This window comes from Nonomuraea sp. NPDC049152, assembly GCF_040648355.1.
Lineage (GTDB): Bacteria > Actinomycetota > Actinomycetes > Streptosporangiales > Streptosporangiaceae > Nonomuraea.
Genome location: NZ_JBEZDO010000025.1, coordinates 52261 through 72033 on the forward strand (window position 1 = coordinate 52261; position 19773 = coordinate 72033).

18 protein-coding genes are annotated in these 19773 nt (G+C 71.8%); 11 read left to right on the forward strand and 7 right to left on the reverse strand.

Features of this window, described 5'->3' with window-relative positions; all coding sequences use genetic code 11:
• Positions 1–33: 33 nt before the first annotated feature.
• Together AB0B45_RS35910 and AB0B45_RS35915 are read left to right on the forward strand one after the other, a co-directional pair.
• On the forward strand, positions 34–858 hold the full coding sequence (locus tag AB0B45_RS35910; RefSeq protein WP_358139935.1) for an SGNH/GDSL hydrolase family protein: 825 nt from the start codon (positions 34–36) through the stop codon (positions 856–858).
• A 5-nt stretch (positions 859–863) separates the two neighbouring features.
• Positions 864–1601, forward strand: a complete 738-nt coding sequence (locus AB0B45_RS35915) for an NAD(P)H-binding protein (protein ID WP_358140194.1) — start codon at positions 864–866, stop codon at positions 1599–1601.
• On the opposite strand, the gene AB0B45_RS35920 is transcribed toward AB0B45_RS35915, so the two are convergent.
• Genes AB0B45_RS35920 through AB0B45_RS35930 form a run of 3 tightly spaced genes read right to left on the reverse strand, consistent with a single transcriptional unit; the run spans position 1564 to position 4648 of the window.
• Positions 1564–2592: a Gfo/Idh/MocA family oxidoreductase gene (locus AB0B45_RS35920; RefSeq protein ID WP_358139938.1), complete on the reverse strand. Its 1029-nt coding sequence runs from the start codon at positions 2590–2592 to the stop codon at positions 1564–1566. The genes AB0B45_RS35915 and AB0B45_RS35920 overlap by 38 nt on opposite strands.
• Positions 2589–3770: an L-rhamnonate dehydratase gene (gene rhmD / locus AB0B45_RS35925; RefSeq protein ID WP_358139941.1), complete on the reverse strand. Its 1182-nt coding sequence runs from the start codon at positions 3768–3770 to the stop codon at positions 2589–2591. The genes AB0B45_RS35920 and rhmD overlap by 4 nt, the downstream gene beginning before the upstream one ends.
• Positions 3770–4648, reverse strand: a complete 879-nt coding sequence (locus tag AB0B45_RS35930) for a MurR/RpiR family transcriptional regulator (protein WP_358139944.1) — start codon at positions 4646–4648, stop codon at positions 3770–3772. The genes rhmD and AB0B45_RS35930 overlap by 1 nt, the downstream gene beginning before the upstream one ends.
• Positions 4649–4801: 153 nt before the next feature.
• On the opposite strand from AB0B45_RS35930, the gene AB0B45_RS35935 reads away from it, so the two are divergent.
• The 7 genes from AB0B45_RS35935 to AB0B45_RS35965 all read left to right on the forward strand — a co-directional run bounded on the left by AB0B45_RS35935 (position 4802) and on the right by AB0B45_RS35965 (position 13182).
• Positions 4802–5560: an SIS domain-containing protein gene (locus tag AB0B45_RS35935; RefSeq protein ID WP_358139946.1), complete on the forward strand. Its 759-nt coding sequence runs from the start codon at positions 4802–4804 to the stop codon at positions 5558–5560.
• A 16-nt stretch (positions 5561–5576) separates the two neighbouring features.
• Positions 5577–6980 carry an N-acetylglucosamine/diacetylchitobiose ABC transporter substrate-binding protein gene (gene ngcE, locus AB0B45_RS35940; RefSeq protein ID WP_358139949.1) on the forward strand — a complete coding sequence of 468 codons (1404 nt, stop codon included), beginning with the start codon at positions 5577–5579 and terminating at the stop codon, positions 6978–6980.
• Positions 6981–6986: 6 nt separating this feature from the next.
• On the forward strand, positions 6987–7889 hold the full coding sequence (locus AB0B45_RS35945; protein WP_358139952.1) for a sugar ABC transporter permease: 903 nt from the start codon (positions 6987–6989) through the stop codon (positions 7887–7889).
• A gap of 2 nt (positions 7890–7891) precedes the next feature.
• On the forward strand, positions 7892–8812 hold the full coding sequence (locus AB0B45_RS35950; protein WP_358139954.1) for a carbohydrate ABC transporter permease: 921 nt from the start codon (positions 7892–7894) through the stop codon (positions 8810–8812).
• The gene (locus AB0B45_RS35955; protein WP_358139956.1) at positions 8809–9723 is read left to right on the forward strand and encodes a BadF/BadG/BcrA/BcrD ATPase family protein; all 915 of its coding nucleotides are present in this window, start codon (positions 8809–8811) and stop codon (positions 9721–9723) included. Before AB0B45_RS35950 ends, AB0B45_RS35955 begins: the two co-directional genes overlap by 4 nt.
• Positions 9720–11969, forward strand: a complete 2250-nt coding sequence (locus AB0B45_RS35960) for a hypothetical protein (protein ID WP_358139959.1) — start codon at positions 9720–9722, stop codon at positions 11967–11969. Before AB0B45_RS35955 ends, AB0B45_RS35960 begins: the two co-directional genes overlap by 4 nt.
• Positions 11970–12234: 265 nt before the next feature.
• Positions 12235–13182, forward strand: a complete 948-nt coding sequence (locus AB0B45_RS35965) for an acetylxylan esterase (protein ID WP_358139962.1) — start codon at positions 12235–12237, stop codon at positions 13180–13182.
• A 22-nt stretch (positions 13183–13204) separates the two neighbouring features.
• On the opposite strand, the gene AB0B45_RS35970 is transcribed toward AB0B45_RS35965, so the two are convergent.
• Entirely contained in the window at positions 13205–14161 is a 957-nt protein-coding gene (locus AB0B45_RS35970) for an Lrp/AsnC family transcriptional regulator (protein ID WP_358139965.1), read from the reverse strand.
• A gap of 86 nt (positions 14162–14247) precedes the next feature.
• On the opposite strand from AB0B45_RS35970, the gene AB0B45_RS35975 reads away from it, so the two are divergent.
• Together AB0B45_RS35975 and AB0B45_RS35980 are read left to right on the forward strand one after the other, a co-directional pair.
• Positions 14248–15114 (forward strand): VOC family protein, encoded by an 867-nt coding sequence (locus AB0B45_RS35975; protein WP_358139968.1) that lies wholly within the window; start codon positions 14248–14250, stop codon positions 15112–15114.
• The gene (locus AB0B45_RS35980) at positions 15111–16355 is read left to right on the forward strand and encodes a carboxylesterase family protein (RefSeq protein WP_358139971.1); all 1245 of its coding nucleotides are present in this window, start codon (positions 15111–15113) and stop codon (positions 16353–16355) included. Before AB0B45_RS35975 ends, AB0B45_RS35980 begins: the two co-directional genes overlap by 4 nt.
• A 182-nt stretch (positions 16356–16537) precedes the next feature.
• On the opposite strand, the gene AB0B45_RS35985 is transcribed toward AB0B45_RS35980, so the two are convergent.
• The 3 genes from AB0B45_RS35985 to AB0B45_RS35995 are packed head-to-tail and all read right to left on the reverse strand — an operon-like array spanning position 16538 to position 19653.
• Entirely contained in the window at positions 16538–16978 is a 441-nt protein-coding gene (locus tag AB0B45_RS35985; protein ID WP_358139973.1) for an SRPBCC family protein, read from the reverse strand.
• Positions 16975–18321 (reverse strand): carotenoid oxygenase family protein, encoded by a 1347-nt coding sequence (locus tag AB0B45_RS35990; RefSeq protein WP_358139976.1) that lies wholly within the window; start codon positions 18319–18321, stop codon positions 16975–16977. Before AB0B45_RS35990 ends, AB0B45_RS35985 begins: the two co-directional genes overlap by 4 nt.
• A gap of 15 nt (positions 18322–18336) precedes the next feature.
• Complete coding sequence (locus tag AB0B45_RS35995; protein ID WP_358139979.1) at positions 18337–19653, reverse strand: MFS transporter; 1317 nt, start codon at positions 19651–19653, stop codon at positions 18337–18339.
• Positions 19654–19773 lie beyond the last annotated feature (120 nt).

Below are 19773 nucleotides of genomic sequence, written 5' to 3' on the forward strand. Positions count from 1 at the left end.
CACCCGTCCCGCCGCCCGAACGGAGACCCCCTGATGACCAGCCCGACGATCGACCCGATGACCGAGCGGCTCGTCCGGTTCCAGCGGCCCGGCACCGCCCTGCCCTACCTGGCGGGCGCGGACGAGGCCCGCGTCGCCGCCCTGTTCGGCCTCGACGCCGCCGCCTACCGCGCACTGCTCGACGGCTTCGAGCGGCAGGTCCTGCAGGCCGCCGAGACGCTGCTCGCGCGGCCGGACTTCGCCGACGCCGTGGACCGGCTGCCGCTGGAGGACGCCCCCCACGTCGTCGCCCTGGGCGAGAGCACCACCGCCGACCGGCTGTCGTGGTTCGAGATCCTGCGGCACGCCGTGACGCTGCGCCGCCCCGCCGAAGCCGTCCGGTTCACCAACCTGGCCGTCTCAGGCTCCACCAGCACCCAGGCGCTCAGGCAGGTGCCCGCACTGGCGTTCCAGCGGCCCGACCTGGTGCTGTGCATGCTCGGAGCCAACGACGCGGAGCATCCCGCGCCCGGCGCGCCGACCCTGGTCGGGCTGCCCGAGACCCAACGCAATCTGGCCCTGCTGCACGACCTCGCCCGGCAGCGGGGACCGGTGCGCTGGACGTGGCTCACCCCCAGCGCGGTGGACGAGCCGCGCGTCGCCGAATACCCGCACTTCCGGCGCGCCGGGATCGCCTGGGCCAACAAGGACATCGACGCGATCGCCGAATACCTGCTGGACCGGCCCGAACCCACCGTGGACACGCGATTCGACACCTCCGCCGAGGACCGCTACCTGGACGACGGCGTTCACCTTGCCATCGCTGGCCAGTGCGAGGTCGCTGCCGCCGTCGTCCATGCGATGGCCGGTGCGGCGTGAAGGTGATGGTCTTCGGCGCGACCGGCGGCACCGGACGCCAGGTAGTCGAGCAGGCGGTCGCCGCCGGGCACGACGTCACGGTCCTGGCACGCGACCCCGCCCGGGTCGTGGCGCGCGACCGGGTGACCGTGATCGGCGGCGACGTGCTGACGCCGCAACCCTGGCGCGCCGCCGTCGCCGGCCAGGACGCCGTGCTGTCGTGCCTGGGCAGCACCGACCGCCGCCACACCACCACCGTCTACTCCGAGGGCACCGCCAACATCCTCGCCGCGATGCGCGACGGCGGGGTGCGCCGCGTCCTGTGCCTGTCGTCGGCGGGCCTGGAGATCGCGCCGGGCACGCCGCTGGGACAGCGGCTCGTCACCCGGCTCGTGATCCAGCGCCTCTACCGGCACGGCTACGCCGACATGGCGCGCATGGAACGGCTGGTGGCCGCCGCCCGCGACCTCGACTGGACCATCGTGCGCCCGCCGATGCTGACCGACGGGCCGGCGGCCGGCGACCGCCAAGGCGAAGTCGATCTCCCGCGCCGACCTCGCCCACTACCTGCTCGCCCACGTCACCGACGAGGCGAGCCGGCACACCGTCGTCGAGATCTCCGGCTGACCGACACCGCCGTTCCCGAGGTGACACGGGAACGGCGGCACAGCCGGAACCCAGAGCGTTCGGGAAACCGTCATCGCGACGCTGACCTGTGTGTTCCGTTCAAGCCCGGTGGTCGGCGGGGTGAGGGCGGATCGTGACCGGGCTGCCGGTCCTGGCCGACTCGTAGGCCGCCTCGATCACGGCCACCGCCGCGGCGGCCTCCGCGCCGGGCGCGTGATTCCCGCCCCGCCCCGCGATCAGCGCACCGAACGCCTCGACGGGAGCGTGCCTGGCCCAGGCGGTCTGGCTGGGGTCGGGAGCCAGGCGGATCTGCGATCCGTCCGGCCGGTGGACGGCGGCGGTGCCGTACTGGAGGTCGTGCTCGACCATGCCGGCGGTGCCGTAGAAGCGCAGGCGCTGCCTGGTCGGCAGGCCGCCGGGCACGGTGCCGGTCGCGGTGAGCGCGCCCACGGCGCCGCCGGTGAGACGGAGCGCGAGCGCGTTCACCACGTCGACGGGCAGCGAGCGGTTGTCCATGTAGGCGAAGACCTGTTCGGCCCTGCGGCCCGTCGCGCGGGTCAGGGCGCCGACGAGGTGGGTGAGCTGGGCCTGGCCCTGCCCGCCCGCGGCCAGGGCGGGGTCGCCGTAGGTCGGGGTGCCGGTGAACAGGTCCATCATGGCGGAGGAGAAGTCGCCGTTGACGCAGACCAGCTCGCCGACCTCCTCCAGTACGGCGGCGCGCACGCGTGCGGCGGCGGCCGTGTACTGACCGGTGTAGCCGACCGACAGGTGTGCTCCGGCGCGTTCGGCCGTGGCGACCAGGTCCCATGCCTGCGCGGCGGTGGTCGCCATGGGTTTCTCGACCAGGACATGGATCCCGTCCGCCAGTGCGGCGCGGGCCAGCGCGTGGTGCGTGGTGTGCGGCGTGGCTATGACGACGCCGTCGACCAGGCCAGAGGCGAGCAGCTCGACCGGCTCGGTGAAGGCGCGGGCGGCGCCCAGGGCCCCGGCTTCCGCCAGGGCGGCGGCTCGGAGCGGATCGGTGTCGCACACCGCGGTCAGGTCGAGATCGGGAGCGGCGGCGATGGCCGGCAGGTGGGCGAAGCGTGCCCACCAGCCCAGGCCGATCACGCCCAGTCGCACGGTCACCGGATGCGGTGGAGCGGGACGGCGGGGTCGAGCTCCAGCCCGAAGCCGGGCGCGTCGCCCAGCCGCACCTTGCCGTCGATCGGGAACGATTCGCCGGTGAAGATGGGATGCTGCGGGACCGGCTGGTCGCAGCCTCCGGCGAAGATGCCGAACTCGGCCAGCGGCGGTTCCGGCCGGGTCGCGATGAAGTGGTAGGCGTAGTGGCCGCCGGTGTGCGGGATGAGCCGGGTACCGCTCATCCGGGCGACCGCCGAGATCCGGCGCAGCTCGGTGAGGCCTCCGCACCAGTTGGGGTCGGGCTGGACGAGGTCCACCCCCGATGCGCAGAGCAGGTCGAAACCGGCTGCGGTGTACTCGTGCTCACCCGAGGCCAGCGTCATCCCCGGCGGCAGGCGGTCACGCAGGCGCCGGTGGGCGGCGTAGTCGTCGGGCCGCAGCGGTTCCTCGATCCAGTGGAAGCCGAGCGGCGCGACGGCATGGCCCAGGCGGGCGGCGTAGTCGACGTCGAGCGACATCCAGCAGTCGTACATGAGCGGGAAGCCGGGCCCGACGCTGTCGCGCGCCTGCTCGGCGATGGAGACGTTGGCGCGGAAGCCGTCCTCACCCTCGACCGGCGCATAGGTCAGCGGGATCTTCGCCCCCCAGAAGCCGAGCTCGCGCGCGACGTCCGGCCGCGGCCCGGTGGCGTACAGCTCGACCGACTCGTGCACCGGGCCGCCGAGCAGGGTGTGCACCGGTGTCTGCGTGATGCGCCCGTGCAGGTCCCAGATCGCCAGGTCGACGGCGGAGAGGGCGTGCAGGGCCAGGCCCTTGCGCCCGTAGTGCAGCGTGCTGTTGAACATCCGGTCCCAGAGCCGCTCGTGGTCGAAGGCGCTCTGGCCCTCCACGAGGTAGGCCAGGTGCAGCGCGACCAGGGTGGCGACGACCACCCCGCCGTTGGTGGTGCCGACGCCCACGTGCCCGGAGACGCTCTCCACCTGCACCACCACGGTCTGCTGGGAGTTCGGCCCGATGGCCGCCATCCGGTCGTCGCGGAAGTCGGCGTGCTGGCTCATCGGGCTGGCGACCTTGCGCCGCTTCCACTGCCGTAACGCCTCGTGATCGGCGGGATCCGCCGCTACGGGCGGGAGATTGGTGTAGTCGGCCACGTAGGCGCGGACGTCCACGATCCGGTCCATCAGCTCCCCTGATCCTTGTACGGCTGGACGGCCTGCTGCGCCGCCGCCATGGTCTCGCCCGCCTGCCCGAAGGTCCGCTGGGCCACCGCGATGAACAGCACGTCGACCACGGCGAGCTGGCCGTGCCGGGCGGCCAGCGACTCGGTGCGGAACCCGGTCTGCTGGACCCTGGTCAGCAGGGTGAGCTCGGCGCGGGCGGCGAGCGGCGAGGCGGGGTCGTTGCAGATCGCGATGGTGGCCGCGCCGTGGGTCATCGCCTCGGTGACCAGGTCGACCACCTCTTTGGTGCGGCCGCTGTGGGAGATGGCCACGACCACGTCGTCGGGGCCGAGCAGCGCGGCGCCGCTGAGCGCGATGTGGGTGTCGGTCGAGGTCCAGGCGGACACGCCGACGTGGTAGAGCCGCTGCTGCAGCTCCGAGGCCACCGTGGAGCTGCCGCCCGCGCCGAACACCCACACCCTGCGGGCGGCGGCGAGCATGGTGGAGGCCCGGTCGGCCGCCTCCAGGTCGAGCCAGGAGACGGTCTCGACGGCGGCCTGCGTGATCGCGGCGGAGACCACCTCGGCGATGCGCTGGATGCCGTCGTCCTCGGCCACGTCGGCGCCGATGCTCGCACTCCACGGCTCGGCCCGGGTCCTGCCGCTGTCGGAGGCCAGAGCCAGCCGCAACTGGGCGTAGCCGTTGAGGCCGAGCGCCCGGCACAACCTGGTGACGCTGCCGGTGGACACGCCGCACCGCTCCGCCAGGTCGAGGATGGTCAGACGGGCCACCGCGCCCGGATCTGCCAGCACCAGCTCGGCGATGGCGCGCTGGGCCTCCGGCATCGAGGGCGCAAGCGCGGCGATCCGGTCGACGATGCCCTCCACGGGGCTGTGCATGTGGGTCCTCCCTCTCCGCTGTGGAGAATAATTATTCACTACGTAGGTCGTCAATGGCGAATCCGTGACGGCGAACCTCTTGACGACCAGGGTCTGGTGGTCGCATCTTAGCGGCCACAGAGAAAAATTGATCGCTATGTGATCGAGGTGTCGATGTCTTCCGTCTCTGCGGCCGCCTATCTGGACGTGCTTCAGGACCTCATGGCCAGGGTGAGCGCGTCCCAGGCGCCGCTCGTGGACAAGTCGGCGGGGCTCATCGCCGACGCCATCGCATCCGGAGGCGTCCTCCAGGCCTTCGGCAGCGGCCACTCCGAGGCGTTCGCCCTGGAGCTGACCGGCAGAGCGGGCGGGCTGGTCGCCGCCAACCGGATCGAGCTGCGCGATCTCGTGCTGCGCGGTGGCGCCGCGCCGGACGTGCTGACCGATCCACTGCTGGAACGCGATCCCGGCGCCGCCCGCCGGCTCTACGAGCTGGCCGCGCCGCACCCGCGCGACGTCTTCGTCATCGCGTCCAACTCGGGGGTCAACGGCTCGATCGTCGAACTCGCCGCCCTCGTCAAGGCCAGGGGCCACGCGCTGATCGCGGTGACCTCGGCCGAGCACTCCGGGCGGATGGCCTCCCGGCACCCGTCGGGGCTGCACCTGGCCGACCATGCCGACATCGTGCTGGACAACGGCGCACCGTACGGCGACGCCATCATCCCGCTGCGCGACGGCGGCCACGTGTGCGGGGTCTCCTCCATCACCGGCGCGCTGCTGGCCCAGCAGATCGTGGCCGAGGTGGTGCGCCGGATGGAGGAGTCGGGCGTGCGGCCGCCGGTGTACCTGTCGGCGAACGTCCAGGGCGGCGACGACCACAACCGCCGACTCGAAGAACGGTACGACGGGCGCATCCGCCGGACCACCAGGTAACCCCAGGAGAACGACCATGAAAGATCTTTCCCGGCGTCAGGTCCTGCGCGGAGCGGCCCTGACAGGGGCCGGCCTGCTGGCCGCGGCCTGCGCCACGCCCGGAGACCCGGCCGGCGCGCCCAAGCCGGCCATGACGGGCGCGATCAGCGCCGCCAACCCGCTCGGCATGGACGAGAACGGCCCCCTCGAGATCGTCATCTTCGACGGCGGATTCGGCGACGCCTACGCCACCAAGATCCACGAGCCGATGTTCCTTGGCAGGCACCCCAAGGTGCGGCTCAAGCACGTCAGCACCAAGGAGATCTCCGGGACCCTGCAGCCGCGGTTCGTCGGCGGCGACCCGCCCGAGGTGATCAACAACGACGGCGCCCAAGCGCTCGACCTGGCGGCGCTGGTGCAGGGCGGTCAGGTGCAGGACCTGACGCCGCTCCTCGACGCCCCCTCATGGGACGACCCTGGCAGGAAGGTACGCGAGGGCCTGCTGCCCGTCGCGATCGAGGCCGGCTCGTTCGACGGGAAGCCGTACAGCCTGCCGTACGTGTTCATGATCTTCGGCTTCTGGTACTCCGGCAAGCTCTTCGACGAGAAGGGCTGGAAGCCCGCCACCACCTGGGACGAGTTCCTCGTCCTCTGCGGCGAGATCAAGAAGGCGGGCATCGCGCCGTTCGCCTACGCGGGAAAGTATCCCGGCTACGTCTGGGAGGCGATCCTGACGATGGCCGTCAAGCATGGCGGGGTCGATGTGATGAGGAACGTCGACAACCTGGAGGACGGCGCCTGGAAGGTGGACGCGCTCAGGAAGGCGGCCACCGCGTTCGGCGAGCTGCACGCGAAGGGTTACCTGCTGCAGGGGAGCGAGGGTCTCAACCACACCGAGTCGCAGACCAGGCAGAACGGCTACGAGGTCGCAGTGATCCCTAACGGCTCCTGGCTGGAGAACGAGCAGAAAGACGTCGCCCCGGCCGACTTCGGCTACGCCATGTTCCCGGTCCCGGCGCTCGAGGCCGGCGAGGCACTCCCGCACGCCGCGCTGCACGCGATGCCCGGCGCCGGGTTCATCGTGGCGTCCAGGAGCAAGAACCCGACGGCGGGCATGGAGTACCTGCGCACGATGGTGTCCAGCGAGGGCGCGGGCAGGTACAGCGGCCTGGTCAGCACGCTCACCACGGTCCGCGGGGCCGCGCTGCCGGCCGACGCCAAGCCAGGGCTCAAGAGCGCGGCGGCCGCGCTGACCACGGCGGGGACAGACCTCGTCAACTGGCGTGTGCACGAGTGGTACAAGGAGATCGCCACCGAGCTGGACGCCGCCACCGGCCAGCTCATGACCGGCGGCATCACCGCCGACCAGTGGGTGGAGCGGCTGCAGCGCAAGGCCGACGCCGTCAAGAAGGACTCCTCGATCAAGAAGTTCTCGAGGTAGCCCGCCGTGCGACATGGACGGCGGCGCTTCGTCATCGGCTTCCTGACGGTGCCCGTCCTCCTCTACGTGGTCTACGTGATCTCCCCGTACGCCCAGGCGTTCCAGATCTCGATGACCGACTGGCGGGGGATCGACGCCCGGCCGGAGTTCGTCGGGCTGGCGAACTTCCGGCGGTTGCTGGAGGATCCCGTCTTCTGGAAGGCGATCAGCCACAACGCGATCCTCCTGGCCTGCCTTCCCGTCATCACCCTCGGGCTCGCCCTGCTCTTCGCCTACCTGCTCAACGCCGGAGGCGACCGCCCCGGCACCGGCATCCGCGGGTCGCGCTTCTACCGCGTGGTGTTCTTCTTCCCCCAGGTCCTATCCGTCACGATCATCGCGGTGATGTTCCAGTCGGTGCTCCGCCCCGACCGCAGCGGCGTCGTCAACGGGCTGCTCATGCAACTCGGCCTGGAACCCGTCGGCTTCCTCACCGACCCGGGCCTGGCTCTGTGGTCCGTTCTCGGGGTGCTGGTCTGGCAGGCGGTCGGCTTCTACGTCGTGCTGTTCTCCGCCGGCATGGCCGCGATCCCCAGAGAACTGCACGAGGCCGCGCAGATCGACGGCGCGGGCAGCGCCGCCTCCTTCTTCCAGGTCACCCTGCCCCTGCTGCGGCACACCGTACAGGTCGGCTGGGTCTACCTGGGAGTCGCCGCCTTCGACGCGTTCTCGATCGTGTTCGTGCTGTCGGCCGAGCACGGCGGCCCCGACTACAGCACCACCGTGCTGGCGAACGAGGTCTACCGCAACGCCTTCGGCTACGCGAAGTTCGGTTACGCGTCGGCCATCGGGGTGGCCCTGTTCTTCTGCACGATCACCTTCGCCGCGCTCACCCTGCGGCTGACCCGGCGCGACCGACTGGAGTACTGACGATGGCCGTTGACGTCCATCCCGCCGTACGGCAGCGCACCGCCCGCCCGCTCCGCGCCCCGCGGGCGTCCCTCCGCCTGGGGCGGCTGGCGCACCTGGCGCTGATCCTCTGGGCGATCCTGGTGATCGTCCCCATGCTCTGGACTTTCCTGGCGTCCTTCAAGGACACCGCGGAGATCTTCGGCCCCGCCTGGACGCTGCCGGCCAGGCTCCGGCTCGACAACTGGGCCAGGGCCGTCGACCAGGCGCACATCGGCACCTACCTGGTCAACACCGTGATCGTCGTGCTGCTCTCCACGGCGGGCACCATGGTGCTGGGCTCGATGGCCGCCTACGTACTGGCCCGCTATCCCTTCCGGGGCAGCGGCGCCATCTACCTGCTCCTGGTCTCCGGCATGGCCTTCCCCGTCTACCTGGCGCTCACCCCGCTCTTCTTCGTGGTGAAGAACACCGGCTCGATCCCGGTCATCGGTCCGTTCATCGGCCTGGACACGCACGGCGGCCTGGTATTGGTGTACATCGCCTACTCGCTGCCCTTCACGGTGTTCTTCCTGACCGCGTTCTTCAAGACGCTGCCCACCTCGGTGGCCGAGGCGGCGTTCATGGACGGCGCCTCGCACTCACGGATCTTCTTCCGGGTGATGCTTCCCATGGCGAGGCCCGCTCTGACCGGCATCACGATCTTCAACGTCCTCGGGCAGTGGAACCAGTACCAGCTGCCGCTGGTGCTGCTCAGCGGCAACGCCCGGGACAAGTGGGTGCTCACACAGGGCATCGCCGACATCTCGACAGCCACCGGTTACAGCGCAGACTGGGGCGCTCTGTTCGCCGCGCTCAGCATGTCGATCCTTCCGATGCTCGCCGTCTACATCGTGTTCCAGCGGCACATCCAGGCCGGCATGACGGAAGGGGCGCTCAAATGACCCTCACCCTCGGGCTGGACGTGGGCGGCAGCACCACCAGGGCGCTGGTCGCCGACCTGGAGGGCACGGTGATCGCCAGGGCGACGGGTGGCGGCGGCAATCCGGTCGCCCACGGCGCCGCGGCCGTGGAGGTGATCGGCGCCACCGTCCGTGAGGCACTGGCCGGACTGGACCCGGCCCGCGTGCGCGCCGGGGTGATCGGCCTGGCGGGCGGGATGGGTCGCTACACGGCGGAGTTCGACCGGCTCTGGGCCCGGCTGGGGCTGGGCCGCGGGCCCCGGCTGGTGAGCGACGTGGAGCTCGCCTTCGTCGCCGGCACGCACCACGCCTCGGGCAGCGTCCTGGTCAGCGGGACGGGGGCGGCCGCCGCCCGGATCGTCGACCGCACGGCGACCCGGACCGCCGACGGCCACGGCTGGCTGCTGGGCGACCTCGGGTCGGGAGTCTGGATCGGCAGGGAGGCGGTGCGGCACGCGCTGCGGTCCATCGATCGCGGGCTCGCTCCGCCGCTCGCCATGACCGTGCTGGAGCGGCTCGCCGGGGGCGGCCCCGCCGATCGTGCCGCCGTCGGGAGGGTGGTCGAAGCGGTGCACGCCGCCCCGGTGACCGCGCCGGCCGCGCTCGCCCCCGCAGTGCTCCAGGCCGCGGCCGAAGGCGACAGGGACGCGGTGGACATCCTCACCCGGGCCGCCGCCCACCTCGTGACCACTCTGGACGTCGTCAGGGACGCGGCCGACGACTCGCCCATCGTGCTCGGCGGCGGCCTGCTCGCCGCCGGCAGCCCGCTCGCCGTCGCCGTGGGACGGCCGACCGCCAAGCGCTGGCCCGCGGCGCCGATCACGCACTCGGGCGACGGCGCGGCCGCCGCCGCCCTGCTCGCCCGCCACGACCTAGGAAAGGCCGGCCGATGAAGCGCGCCCTGTTATGCCTGACCCTGCTCGCCTCCTGCCTGACAGTTCTCCCGGCCGCCGCCGCTGACGCCGCCGCGGCCCCTCAGCTCACCGACGGCTTCGACCGGGCGCGCGACACCGACCCCACCTACGGGCTCAACGACTCCCTGGGGGTTCGGCAGGGCGGGACGGCGCGGGGTGTCACCTACACCAGGGTGTCGGGGTCGTGGACCTCCACCGGCACGCCTCCGCCGTACTACTCGCAGGTCAACCACCCCGACTATCCCGGCAAGCTGTCCTTCGCGCTGGCTCGCTCCGCCGTGCGGCTGGACGCGCCGGTGGCGCCGGACGTCAACGACGCCTACACGGTCTCGGCCACCGTGGACCCGGACCCGAAGCTGCGCGGCACGCCGGGGGACTGGAGCTCGATCATGCTGTCGCGGACGTCCGGCTCGGTGGGATACGTCACGAGCGCGGACGTCCAGCTGGGGCTGACGGTCGCGCGCAACGGCGAAGTCCAGCTGTTCCGCTCAGGGACCGCGCTGTGGAGTTCCACGCTGACCGCCACGCGGGCCGACGACGGCTTCCACGTCACCATCGCCGTGACCGGGGCGTCCAAGGCCGACCCGTCGGTCACCGTCACCGTCAACGGCGCCACCCGCACCACCGGCCTCGGCGCCTCCATCGCCAAGCCGTACCTCTACCTGGGCGCCTACGTCAGCAACGACAAGCAGGTCAGCACCGTCGACGACCTGGCCGTCAGCCGCGTCTCCCGATTCGCCGACAGCTTCGACGGCGCGAAAGACGTCGACCCCGGGTACGGGCTCAACGACGCGCTGACCGCCAGGCAGGCGCCGCTCGGCAACGAGAAGTACACCCGGGTGTCGGGGAACTGGTATTCCTTCGACCCGCCCCCGCCGTACTACTCGCAGGTCAACCACCCCGACTACCCCGGAAAGCTGTCCTTCGCGCTGGGCCGCTCCGCCGTACGGCTGGACGCGCCGGTGGCGCCGGACGTCAACGACGCCTACACGGTCTCGGCCACCGTGGACCCCGACCCGAAGCTGCGCGGCACGCCGGGGGACTGGAGCTCGATCATGCTGTCGCGGGCGGCGGACTCCACCGGCTACGTGACCAACGGCAACGTCCAGCTGGGACTGACGGTGGCTCGCAACGGCGAGGTCCAGCTGTTCCGCGCGGGGACCGCGCTGTGGAGCGCCCCGCTGACCACGACGCGCGCCGACGACGGCTTCCACGTCTCCATCGCCGTGACCGACGCCTCCAAGGCCGATCCGTCGGTCACCGTCACCGTCAACGGCGCGACCCGCACCGCACACCTCGGCGCCTCCATCGCCAAGCCGTACCTCTACCTGGGCGCCTACGTCAGCAACGACAAGCAGGTCAGCACCGTCGACGACCTGGCCGTCAGCCGCGTCGACCCCTACCCCGGCCTGGAGTACTACGGCTACTTCGCCACCCGCGCGCTCAAGAGCTGGGGCAACCACCTGCCCGAGGTCACCGGTTTCGCCAACCTCCACTGGATCAGCGTCTCTCCCGACTGGAACGACCCGGGGACCGGGTACTCGGTCTCCGAGCTGGCCGGCTGTCCGCCCCACTCCTGCGCGCTGTACGTGGGTGAGGAGTTCTTCCCGCCCTCGACCTGCCACGACGGCAGCTGCCCCATCGATCCGCAGCTGACCAGATGGAAGGCGTTCGTCGAGATGGTCAAGCCGTACCAGAACCGGATCAGGGCGATCTACCTGAAGGACGAGCCCCAGGTCTACGGCGTCACCAACACCGACCTGCAGACCATGGCCGGCGCGGTGAAGGCGTCGATGGCGCCCGGATCCGGATTCGGGCCGTTCCCCATCATGCTGACTCTGGCCGCCGGAGACGTGAACCCGGCCACGTACATCCCCGCGGAGGTCGACTGGGTCGGCGTCGACGACTACAACGCGGACGCGGCGAGGCTCGACTACCTGCTCGGCGCTCTGGAGCGGATGATGGGCGGCTCGAAGCGGACCTACCTCTTCCCACCGACGGAGGTCGCCCCCTACACCGGCCGGTACGACACCCCCGCGAAGATCGAGGCGGTCCAGCAGGTCTACTTCGACGCCGCCAAGAAACACCCGAGCGTGATCGCCATCATGAACTTCGGTGTCTGGGTGGAGGCCACGGCGGGCAAGCCGATCACCTACCCGAACCAGATCCCCGGCGTCTGGGCGGCCCAGGAGAGGTACGGCATTGCCGTCACCGTCAAGAATTGAGAGTTCCTCGCCATGGCGGCCGCGTCGTCTCTCGTGGCGGGTGTCGTCGGATGGGCGGATCTCGCCGGCCCCGGCCTGGCAGGTGAGCTGGACGCGCTGGCCGCCTCGCCCGGCGGGGACAAAACTGGTCGACCCGGATCCGCGCGCTCGCCCGGCTGCCCAACGTGACCTGCAAACTCTCCGGCTGTCGCCGAGCGAACGCGCCGCCGTGCTCCACGGGACGGCGAGCACTGTCTACGACCTCACCTGATCCACGGGAGTCTCCATGCCGCTGTTCGATCTCCCTCTCGACGGCCTGCGGTCCTACCGGCCCGCCGTTCCCTCGCCGGACGACTTCGACGAGTTCTGGAAGGCGACCCTCGCCGCACCGGGCCCCATCGCGCCGGTCTTCACACCGGTGGACGTGGGCCTGTCCCTCGTCGACGTCTTCGACGTGACCTTCGCCGGGTTCGGCGGCCATCCGATCCGCGGCTGGCTGCTGCTCCCCGCCGGTACGGCGGAGCCCATGCCCTGCGTGGTGCAGTACCTGGGGTACGGCCGCGGCCGGGGCGAGCCCTACGCCTGGCTGACCTGGCCCGCGGCGGGCTACGCCACTCTCGTCATGGACAGCAGAGGGCAGGGCACCGCCTCCGCCGAACACGCCGGGGCCACCCCCGACCCCCACGGCGCCACCCACGGAATGCTGACCCACGGAATCCTCGACCCGGCCGCGTACTACTACCGCAGGCTCTACACCGACGCCGTCCGCGCGGTCGACGCGGCCCGCGCCCATCCCGCCGTCGACGCGGCCCGCGTCCTGGTCGCCGGCGGCAGCCAGGGCGGCGGCATCGCGCTGGCCGTCGCGGGGCTGCGCTCCGACCTGGCCGGCGCCCTCATCGACGTACCGTTCCTGTGCCACTTCCGGCGCGCCGTGGAACTGGTCGACACCGAGCCGTACGCCGAGATCACCAGGTTCTGCGCGGCGAACCGGCACCAGATCGACCAGGTCTTCGCGACCCTCTCCTACTTCGACGGCGTCACCTTCGCCGCCCGCGCCACCGCACCGGCTCTGTTCTCGGTCGGCCTCATGGATCAGGTCTGCCCGCCGTCGACGGTCTACGCCGCGTTCAACGCCTACGCGGGGACGGCGGAGATCACCGTGCATCCGTTCAACGGCCACGAGGGTGGCGCCGCCACCAGGCTCCGCGGCCAGATCAGCTGGGCCACCTCCTGACCGGGGCGCCTCGCGTCGCCGATCATCCCGCCACAGGGGCGCCCACGCGCTTGGCGTACCCGGTGATCGGCACGGTTTCGATGTCCTGCACGCCGTCCATCGCGCCCACCCGTCCGGTGAGGTACGCGTACAGGGCGTCGGCGTCCCGGCAGACCACGTACGCCATGAGGTTCGCCGTGCCCGTGACGGCCGCCACGAACGCGGCCTCGATGTCGCGGGAGAGCGTCTCGCCGACGTCGGTGAGGCGGCCGGGCGCGACCTTCAGCCACAGCATGCACTCGATGGTGAAGCCGAACAGGCGGATGTCGGTCTCCACGCTGAACAGGACCGTGCGGGCCCTGCGCAGGTGTTCGAGGCGGCGCCGTACGGCCGACTCCGACCAGCCGACTGATCGCGCGAGCACAGGAAAGGGCGCCCGGCCGTCCACCGACAGCTCGGGCAGCAGTTTCCGGTCGAGTTCGGTCAGCGCGACCGCCGCGCCCACGGCGGGATAGTCCGGGCGCAGCGCCTCGGCCTGCTCGGGGGTCAGCGCCGAGACGCGGGCGCCCCAGCAGTTGTCCTCGTCCATGAAGGGCCGCAGCAGCCGGTGCGCCTGGACCGAGACGACGCGGGGGCTGCGGGCGAGCCCGTCCAGGCGCAGGTGTTCGGCGCCGCGCAGGAGGCAGGAGATCTCGCTGCCGCCGGACAGCACCGTCACCCAGGAGGTGTCGGGATGCCGGGCCAGCGTCCGCGCCACCGCGGAGGCGCCGTCAGGCAGGCAGCGCATGCGGACGAACCACTCAGGCCGCCCGATCCTTCGGCTGTCGACCAGGCCGGACACCCGGGCCGCGCCGGAGGAGCGCAGCCGGCTGTAGCGGCGGGCGAGGGTGCGTTCGGGGACGCCCAGGACACCGGCGATCCGGTTGAACGATGCCCGGCCGTCGAGCTGGAGGGCGTGCAGCAACTGCCGATCGAGGTCGTCCAGCGTGACCGATTCCACCCCGACACCCTAGAACAATGTCCGGATGCGGCGTCCGGGCGTTCCGCCGAGGACGCAGGCCCCACGAGCCGGGCACGCTGATGGGCATGGCACACGACATCCACCGCATCGATCACACCGGCATCCTGAGCCGGGACCTCGACAAGCTCGAGGAGCGCTACGAGGCGCTCGGTTTCACGCTCAGCCCGCGCTCGCGGCACCTGCTCAGCGAGCGTCCCGGCGAGCCGCCTGTCCTCGGCGGCACCGCCAACCGGTGCGCCCTGTTCGGCGAGACCTACATCGAGCTGCTCGGCATCGTCGACGAGTCGGCGCCGGACCCCTGGCGGACCAAGGAGGTGCCCGACGGGTTCCGGATCTTCTACGTCGGCACGGACGACGCCGACGCTCAGGTTTTTCGGCTGTCCGAGGCCGGCGTGCCGATCCTCGGCGTGCGCTCCCTGGAACGCGAGGTCGACACCGTGGAAGGCCCGCGCACGATGCGGGCGCGCGCCCTGCACATCGACCCGCGCTTCACCCCGCAGGGCTACGTCGGCATCGCCCAGCAGCTCACGCCCGAGTACCTGCACCAGCCCCGCTATCTCGAGCACCCGAACGGGGCGCAGGCCATCGGCGGCGTGCTGATGGTGGCCGCGGACGCCGAGGTGGAGACGCACGTCGAACGTTATGCGCGCATCCTGGACACGGCCCCGCGAAGAGAGGGGAACCGGCACGTCCTGGACCTGCGCGCCGGCCGGTTGGAGATCATCTCGGCCTCCGCCGCCGAGGAGACCATTCCCGGCGACGCCTCCTCCGCGCCGTCGTACCTGGCCGCCATGTCCATCGTGGTGCGCGATGTGCGAGCGGCCAGGACGCTGGTGGAAGGCAACGGGATCGCCACGCGGGCGGCGGGCGACGGCTTCTACGTCTCCGCCGGCGACGCGTTCGGCGCGGGCCTCTTCTTCACCGGCCGATGATCGTTGAGACGGCGGCAGGGCGGGTGCGCGGCGCGACCCGCGGCGCGGTTACGGCGTTCCTGGGCGTCCCGTACGCGACGGCCGACCGATTCGGCCGCCCGCGTCCCCCCGAGCCGTGGCCGGGTGTACGCGAGGCGATCGCGCCGGGTCCGGCCGCGCCGCAGACCGCTTCCCGGCTGGAGCGCGTGATGGGGCCGCAGCAGCCGGAGCAGTCTGAGGACTGCCTGTCGGTGAACGTGTGGCGGCCGAGCGCCGCCTCGGGGCCGCGTCCTGTCCTGGTGTTCCTGCACGGCGGCGGCTACTCCAGCGGCTCGGGCGGCTTCGCCTGGTACGGCGGCGCCGTGCTCGCCGAGCGCGGCGACCTCGTCGTCGTCACCGTCAACTACCGGCTGGGCGCCTTGGGATTCCTGCGCCTGCCGGAGGTGAGCGAAGGCAACCTCGGGCTGCTCGACCAGCTCACGGCGCTGCGCTGGGTGCGGGAGAACATCGCCTCGTTCGGCGGGGACCCGGACGCCGTGACGGTGGCGGGCCAGTCGGCGGGCGCGTTCTCGATCCTGGCGCTGCTGTCCGGCACCGCAGGCGCCGCCGGGCTCTTCCACCGCGCGATCCTGCAGAGCACGCCCGCCGGCATGCTCCCGCGCTCACCTGAGGACGCGGTCCGGATCGGCGGGAGCTATCTGGACGTCCTCGGCGTCACAGCGGGACGGCTGCACGACCTGCCGGTGGCCGAGCTTCTGGCGGCACAGCAGGAGCTCGCCCGCAGGACCGCCCGCCCGCTCGACGTCGTCCCGCCGTTCCAACTGGTCGCGGACGGCGAGTTGGTCGCCGCCGACCCGGTCACCGCCGCGGGGACGCGGGCGGCCGACGGTGTGGCGATCCTCATGGGCACCACGAGGGACGAGGCGGCGGCGTTCTTCGGACTCGACGCGGCGAGCGCACGCGTCACCGAGGACCAGTTCCTCCTGCCCATGCTCAGGCTGGCCGAGCTGCTCGCCGAGGGCGGGAACCCGGCGTGGCTGTACCGCTTCGACTGGCATCCCGACGGCAGCCCGTACGGCGCGTGCCACTGCGTCGAGCTGCCGTTCGTCTTCGGCGACCCCCTGCCGTGGCGGGACGCGCCGATGCTCCACGGCCGTCTTCCCGCCATGCTGGTGGAGGAGGTGCAGCGTCGCTGGATCGGGTTCGTACGGCACGGCGATCCCGGCTGGCCCCGGGGGACGAGACACGATTTCACCGCCTGAGGACGCGGTCTGGCCGGGCGGTCGTTTGCGGCTCGGATGGGTGGGCATGAACGCCGAGTGGGAGCCTGCCCTGGCAAGCCTCGACGGCCTCGGGCAGGTCCCGGTCGGGCTCCCGCGAGCCCCGGGTGCTCGCCCGGCCGTGCGTGCGGCTCGGCTGGGCAGGAGCACCCTCCGGCGTGTGGTCAGGCGCTCTCCGCCGCCTTCTTGAGATGGTCCAGCCAGGCGGCCAGCGAGCCGTCGAGTGCGGCGCGCAGGTTCTCGACGTCGGCGCGGACCGGCTCGCCGTCCCACGACTCCTCGGTGTGCGCGTGCACCACGCCGTCCTCCTCGGCGAACGTCCACAGGTGGATGCCGGTGATGCCGTGGGCGGTGCCGCCCCACAGGATGCGGCCTGGCGCCTCCATCGCGTAGACGGTGGAGTCGATGCTCAACCCGGCGGTCTTCCAGTGGAACACCGAGCCGGGCGCCAGCGGGCCTTCGAGACCGGCGGCGGTGATGTCGGACTGCCACGACGGCCAGGAGTTCACGTCGGTGTGCAGGTCCCAGACCCGCTCCAGGGGCGCCTCGATCTTCGTGCCGCGCCGTACGACGATGGCGGCGGCGGTGTCGATTCCGGTGATCACAGCGAGTCCTTCGTGTCGGGGATCCAGTGGCCGTGGATGCCCGCCGGAACGCGGCGGGGCAGCTCGACCGTGGCGATGGGGTCGTTGTTCAGGTCGCTCGCGTCCAGCACGAGCAGCTGGGAGGCGTCTGCCTTCAGGTCGCTGACGATGGTGAGGAGATATCCGTCGTCCTCGGCGGTGGCGCCTTCGGCCGGGACGAACACCGCCTCGCCTGGCATGCGGTGCTCGCCGTGGAACAGCAGCTCCCTGCGGCCGGTGGCGTTGTCGAACTTGACGGTGTGGTAGCCGGACAGGCCCGCGCCGGGGAAGGCGATGGCGTAGCTGTAGCGGTTGACCAGGCCGGTGTGGGCGTCGTTGATCGAGGGGAACTCGGTGGCCAGGTCGTCCAGGGGCTCGTCGGTGGCCTTGCCGGTGGCCGGGTCGAGGATCCAGCGGTGGAAGGTCGATCCGGCGTCGGGGCTGGTGCCGTAGCCGGGCGCGCCGATCCACCACTTCCACGAGTTCTCCCAGGAGGCGCGGTCGTAGCGCGGGCCCTCGAGCACCACGCGCCCCTGCGGGTCGAGGTAGGAGTTGGTGACGTGCAGGAGCGCGGCCTGCTCCACCTCGAACCAGGTGACCTGGCCATGGCCGGTGCGCGGCATCACGCCGATCCTGAACGGCACGTCGTCGTGCCAGCGGTAGGGGATGCCGGAGTGCTCGGCGTGGTTGAACACGACCGGGGAGTTGAGGAAGACGGCGTGCTCGGAGGTGATGGCGAAGTCGTGCATGAGCGACGGTCCCGAGCCGTCGACGACCTGCGAGCGGATGATGTCACCCGAAGGGGCGGCGACGTGGTAGGTCAGGTAGGGCGGGAACGGACTGTAGCTGAAGAAGTGCAGCTCGCCGGTGACCGGGTCCTCCTTGGGGTGGGCGGTCATCGCGCTGGTGAGCTTGCCGCCGAAGTCGTAGGGGCCGATGGTGTCGAGCTCGGCGCTGACCTCCCAGGGCAGGTTGGCCTCCTGCAGCGCCAGGTAGCGGCCGCCGTGGAAGATGATGTTGGTGGCCGCGGCGCTGACCTCCAGCTCGGTCCCCGTGAACGGCACGCCGTGCAGGAACGGGGTGCGCACCCAGCGGTTGCGGTACCACTCGGCCCTGCCCTGGGTCAGGCGCACGCCGTGCAGCATGCCCTCGCCCCTGAACCAGTGGCTGGGCGTGACGCCCGGCTTGGGGTTGTGGCCGTTGCGGAAGTAGCGCCCGTCCAGCTCCGGCGGAAGGGTGCCGTGGACGGTCAGCTCGCGGGCGGTGATCTCGTCGGTGACGGGGGTGAAGTGGCCGGTGATGTACGGCACGGGCAGGTCGCTCATGGTGAGCCGGTCCTTTCAGTCGCGGATGATGACAGGGGAGAGGAGGGCGGTCAGCAGGGTGATGGCGGCGGAGGCCAGGAACGCCCCGCCGTACCCGCCGATGGCGGAGACGATGGTCAGGAGGGCCAGCCCGAGCGCGCCGCCGATCTGGCGGGTGGCGTTGATCAGGCCTCCGGCCAGGCCGCTGTCGGCTGCCGGGACACCGGTCGACGACAGGGCGGTGAGCTGGACGAAGGCCACGCCCAGCCCGGCGCCCACCAGCAGTGACGGGCCGAGCAGGTCGGCGAGGAACCTGCCGTCCGCAGGGGCGCGGGACAGCCAGGCCAGCCCGGCGGCCAGCGTCAGCAGCCCGCCGGCCAGCAGGATCCTGGCCGACAGTCGTCCGGCCAGCCGGGGCGTGGCCCACGAGGAGACGGTGATCATCAGGGCGAGCGGCAGCTGGGTCAGGCCGGCCTCCATCGGCGTGTAGCCGAGGACCCGCTGCTGGTAGAGGGGCAGGAAGAAGAACAGTCCGAGCCAGACCGCGCCGAGCAGCGCCATGAGCAGGTTGGCCGCCGCCACCGACGGGACCGTGAAGATTCGCGACGGCACGAGCGGATCGGCCGAGCGGCGCTGGAGGACCACGAAGAGGCCGGAAAGCAGCAGCCCCGCGGCGATCGCGAGCCAATTCGTCGCGGACAGGCCGTACGTGAGCGCGACCAGGCCTCCCGTCACCGCGAGCGCGCCCGGCACGTCGAGGCGGCCGCCGCGCGGCCGGTCGGCGGCCACCAGCAGCCGGGTGGCCGCCATCACCGCCCCCGCGAGGGGGACCATGACGAAGAACACCGACCGCCAGCCGTAGAGGTCGCCGAGCAGGCCGCCCAGCAGCACTCCTGCCGCGCCGCCTGCGCCGGAGACCGCGCCCCACACGCCCAGCGCCGTGCCGCGGCCCTGCCCGCCGGGGAACAGGGTCAGCACCAGGGCCAGCGCGGTCGGCGCGAGCAGGGCGGCTCCGACCCCCTGGGCCGCTCTCGCCGCGATCAGCGTCGCCGGCCCGGTGGCGAGCGCGGCGGCCAGGGAGGAGAGCGCGAACAGGCCGGTGCCGATCAGGAAGACGCGGCGCAGGCCGTACACGTCGCCGGACCGGCCGCCGAGCAGCAGCAGCGCCCCGAACACCAGCACGTAGGCGTTGACCACCCACGACAGCCCCGCAGGGGAGAACCCGAGGCCGGTGCGGATCTCCGGGAGCGCGACGTTCACGATCGAGGTGCTCAGCACGACGAGGAACTGGGCGGTCGCCAGGGCCCCCAGCGGCAGCCACGCCTGGGTCCGTTGGAGCGGAGGGCTGTTCATGTGCTCAAGGTCGCATCGGGACCTTGAGCCTCGCGTCGGTAGAAATCACCTATCTCGCGCAGGGCATCGCAGGCTAGGCGATCGTGCCTGAACTCCGTACGGCGGGCCCGAGGCCGGCGC